At 55.4% G+C, this 4,075-nt stretch carries 4 protein-coding genes; 2 read left to right on the forward strand and 2 right to left on the reverse strand.

All coding sequences use genetic code 11. From position 1 onward, the window contains the following. Together AC221Y_RS21190 and AC221Y_RS21195 are read right to left on the reverse strand one after the other, a co-directional pair. Positions 1 to 234, reverse strand: a 234-nt coding sequence (locus tag AC221Y_RS21190; protein ID WP_486708335.1) for an anion permease, incomplete at its 3' end; no start/stop codon positions are given. A gap of 584 nt (positions 235 to 818) precedes the next feature. Then, positions 819 to 1,628 (reverse strand): M90 family metallopeptidase, encoded by an 810-nt coding sequence (locus AC221Y_RS21195; RefSeq protein WP_486708336.1) that lies wholly within the window; start codon positions 1,626 to 1,628, stop codon positions 819 to 821. A gap of 279 nt (positions 1,629 to 1,907) precedes the next feature. On the opposite strand from AC221Y_RS21195, the gene ftsH reads away from it, so the two are divergent. Continuing rightward, positions 1,908 to 3,773 (forward strand): ATP-dependent zinc metalloprotease FtsH, encoded by a 1,866-nt coding sequence (gene ftsH, locus AC221Y_RS21200; protein WP_486708338.1) that lies wholly within the window; start codon positions 1,908 to 1,910, stop codon positions 3,771 to 3,773. Between the two features lie 7 nt (positions 3,774 to 3,780). Continuing rightward, on the forward strand, positions 3,781 to 4,075 hold a 295-nt coding region (locus AC221Y_RS21205), incomplete at its 3' end, for a DUF6512 family protein (protein WP_486708337.1).

Here is a 4,075-nt window from a genome sequence, read left to right on the forward strand (position 1 = left end):
GTATGACCGCGCTGCATCGGAAAGTTCCGCAAGGCCCATGATCGGAGCGACTGCCACCGGCAAAAGCGCGGTAGCCGGGAGCGGCAGGGCTTCAGAAATCCACCACAGTGCCATAGTGGACGCCAGACCCGATGCACGCCATGCCAAATCTGACATGCCTTCCGGGGCAGGCACAACGGTTGGAGCGATCAAAAGCAACAATCCGACAAGGATCAGGCCAGTATTGAATTTCATAGTGGTAGCGTATCACCAAACGGTGTCGTGAAAAGCTCCTGGTGAAGTTTCTCGGATTATGACGTCGGCAGCACTGCCGCGATGCTGAGTTAAGTCAAACTGACCAGTTAATACCGGTTTCGATTTCGTTGCGGCTTATATGAACGACCGGTCTTCTTGCTGCGATGCAGCGAGGTTTTGGCTGCGGTCGTTCACCGATTGCCTGTTCAAGGCGCATGGTGGTGTCTGATCCGATTGGCTTACGTTGAGCGGGTGTCAAAGGCGTATGGTGAAGATCAGCAAGCTACAAATCGCAGCTTACGTCAGTGTCCGATTTTCGGAGGGTAGCTCACAAATACTCCGATCCGGTCACCGACAACCCATCCTTGACGCTTAAATATATCAAAGGATGTGCGAAGCTGGCTAAACTGGATCAATAGTATTGATCTTGGCGCGTCCTGACAGACGTTTTGGACTGGGCCTGTCGCGATTTGATTGTGCGGCAGGCTCTCTGAAGCTATGGGTCTTCGGTGAAACCGGGGCGATTCACTTGGCCCCGGAGAATACACAACCCCAGAGGGCGCGAAAGCACCCAGTGGGGGAGACTATCCCCAAGAGGACGGTTCCAGCCTGAAAAGCATTGCCAGCTGCTCGTAGACCTCCGGTTCTTTGCTCTTGAGGGCCACCGGTCTTTCAAAGAAGACTTCAACAGCCACCGCGAAAAACTCTTCCGGCCCTTCTGCCCCGTAGGCGTCGAATACCGTCTTGCGCCCCGCTTGGATATGTTGAACGTGGCTCTTGTATGCCTTGGCAAAGACGCGATCCCAGACGGCAAAGCTCTGGCGCCTTTCGAGATTTGGGACACCGTCAGTATGGCCGGACAGGTCGTCGATTTGGTGGGCGAACTCATGAAATACGACGTTGTGACCGTCCTTGTCGTTGGCTGCTCCCTGTCTGGTGTGCGCCCAGGAAAGAACGACCGGGCCCCGTGACCAGCTCTCGCCCGTTCGCACCGTTTCGCGTTCCGTGACGACATAGCCATTGTGCTCTGTCTGTCTCGATTTGAAGGCCCCAGGATAGATAAGGATTGTGCTGAGGTGCTCGTACCATGTATCGCTATTCATGACGAGCAGGCAGGCTTGGGCAGCTATAGACAGCTGCATTTCCTCGGTTACGTCCAGCCCGTTACATCCAATGAACTGCACTTGTTTCAGAAAGACGTTGATCCTGCCTTCAAGTTTTCTGCGTAATTCAGACGGAAGTCTCCGCGTCAGAGGGACCTGTTCTGTGACGATGGCCCGCTGATCATCTGAAAGCGCAGTCACGAGAAGCTTTGCGCGGATCTGTTGTCTTGACCAGTACCAGTATCCAAATGCGCCTGCGACGACGATCAAGGGGATAAGAAAAATTGTCATGGATGCTGACCTCGTCGAACAGACAAACCCTAGCTCGCCGCAAAGACAATCGCCATGAGTGTTTCCCTCAAATCTTCTGTGAAGGCCTTCAAGGGGAGAGGTGTCCTTCAGGGCGTCGTCACGCTGTTGCTGATCTTATTGATTTAGGCACACGCAGATATTGACGTCGATCAACGACCGCGTTCGCGCCTGCCCGATAGTAATAGTCATAATAGTTTAGCATTGGATGCGATAATCATGCCGCGTGGGGCAGACAGAGATCAGACGACAGGCCCGAGAATGCCGGGCAGCCAGCCATGGCTATGGCTTACGGTCTTTTTGGCCCTTTCAATGCTTTCAAGCTTCTGGTTCGCCTCGTCTGAGCAGCCATCAATATTGCCATACAGCGATATCAAGCAAATGATCCGGGACGGCGATGTCATGTCTGCCCAGCTGCAGGAACATGCAATTTCCGTTACAACGGAAGGGGCTGACCCGGAAAGTCCGACAACGTTTCGCGCTGTAACCCCGGCCCAGGGCGATCCTGAATTGTTGCCCCTTCTGGAACAGAGCGGTGCCGTAATCAGCGCGAAAGAGCCCCGAGGCGTCTCGATCTTTACCTATATCCTGCCGTGGGTCATGATCCTTGGGGTCTATTTGTTGCTGCAAAGGCGTATGATGGGCGGCACCGCTGGCGGAATTGGCGGCAGCGGGTTTGGCACGTTTTTGAGCGGACGGTTTGCCAAGCCAAGCACTCCGACACAAAAGGTGACTTTTGCCGATGTCGCGGGCCAGGATCAGGCCAAGCGGGAGGTGTCCGAACTTGTGGAGTTTCTGCGCGATCCCGAGCGCTTTCAAAAGGTCGGAGCAGAGGTACCGCACGGAGTGCTTTTGGTCGGTCCGCCGGGAACCGGCAAGACACTCCTGGCCAAAGCGCTGGCAGGTGAAGCGGATGTGCCTTTCTTTTCAACGTCCGGTTCGGAATTCATTGAAGTTTTCGTAGGCGTCGGCGCAGCCCGCGTACGCAAAATGTTCGAAGCGGCAAGAAAGGCAGCACCCGCTATTATCTTCATCGACGAACTGGACAGCATCGGACGCACCCGCGGCACAGGTCTAGGCGGTGGGCACGATGAACGTGAGCAAACGCTGAACCAAATTCTGGCAGAACTTGATGGTTTTGGAGGACGCGAAGCCGTGGTGGTTCTCGCTGCGACCAACCGTCCCGATGTTTTGGACCCTGCGCTGCTGCGGCCTGGTCGGTTTGATCGGCACGTCACGCTGAACCTCCCCGACAAGAATGCGCGACGCGCAATCCTGAACATACATGCCAGTAGGCTACCGCTGGAGGACTCCAGCGACCTTGATACGATGGCTGCAGGAACGACGGGCTTTTCTGGTGCTGATCTGAAAAACCTGCTAAACGAGGCTGCTATCAACGCGGCGCGACGCAATGCCAGCCTGATCACCAGTGATGATCTGGGCGAGGCCCGCGACAAAGTGATCATGGGAACTGTGCGGTCATTGGCAATCCGACCTGAGGAACACCACCGGCTGGCGGTTCACGAGGCCGGGCATACTGCCGCAGCGTTTTACACCCCAGATGCCGATCCGCTTTACAAGGTCACCATCATTCCGCGCGGCCACGCCTTGGGCGGAACGCATATGCTGAGCACGGCAGAACGCCACACATTGGACGAAACCTATCTGAAGGCGCAGCTTGTCACCCTGCTGGCTGGCCGCGCGGCTGAGCGGCTTTTGATCGGAACAGTGAGTTCGGGTGCCGATGATGACATACGTCGTGCTACTGAGTTGGCTCGCTCGATGGTTGCCCGCTGGGGCATGACCGATGAGCTTGGCCCGATTGATCTGCGCCAAAGCGAGGACCATCCCTTCCTGGGACAATCCATCGCGCAACCGCGTGGCCATGCCGATGCGACGGCGGCACAGGTCGATCGGGCTGTGATTGCTGCGCTCAAAAAAGCAGAAAAACGGGCCTTGGATGTGATTGGCGAGCACAGATCGCAGGTCGAACATCTGATAGAGAGACTTGGAGCGAAAGAGACGCTGGGTTTTGAAGAAATCCAGCAATGCCTGGACCCTGATAGAGGGGTGACCACTCCGAAGCGGCCCGTCCGATCTTTCAGCAAAATACCTCCGTCCGGGTGACCCGGATATGATAACCCACTCTCCCCCAATTGTTCGCTGGGAGTTCATTGGAGCGCTAGTTACCATTCTGGCTGGCTCTGCACTTCATTTTGTTTTTGACTGGACTGGCGGCTGGCGCCCTGCCGCGATTATCGTGGCAGTAAACGAATCTATCTGGGAACACCTGAAACTCGCATTCTGGCCGGGTCTTTTCTGGGCGCTTTTACCCCAAGATTTTTCTGAATTAAGTTTGTGGGAACGCTTGGCGATTAAGGGTTTTACTCTTATTACGTCGGCCATTCTGATTGTTGTGATCTTCAAAA

The sequence above is a fragment of the Boseongicola sp. genome, from assembly GCF_057460485.1.

Excerpts from the sequence above, each read along its gene's own strand:
- AC221Y_RS21195 (WP_486708336.1), bottom strand. The coding sequence starts at position 1,628 with ATGACAATTTTTCTTATCCCCTTGATCGTCGTCGCAGGCGCATTTGGA.
- ftsH (WP_486708338.1), top strand. The coding sequence starts at position 1,908 with ATGCCGGGCAGCCAGCCATGGCTATGGCTTACGGTCTTTTTGGCCCTT.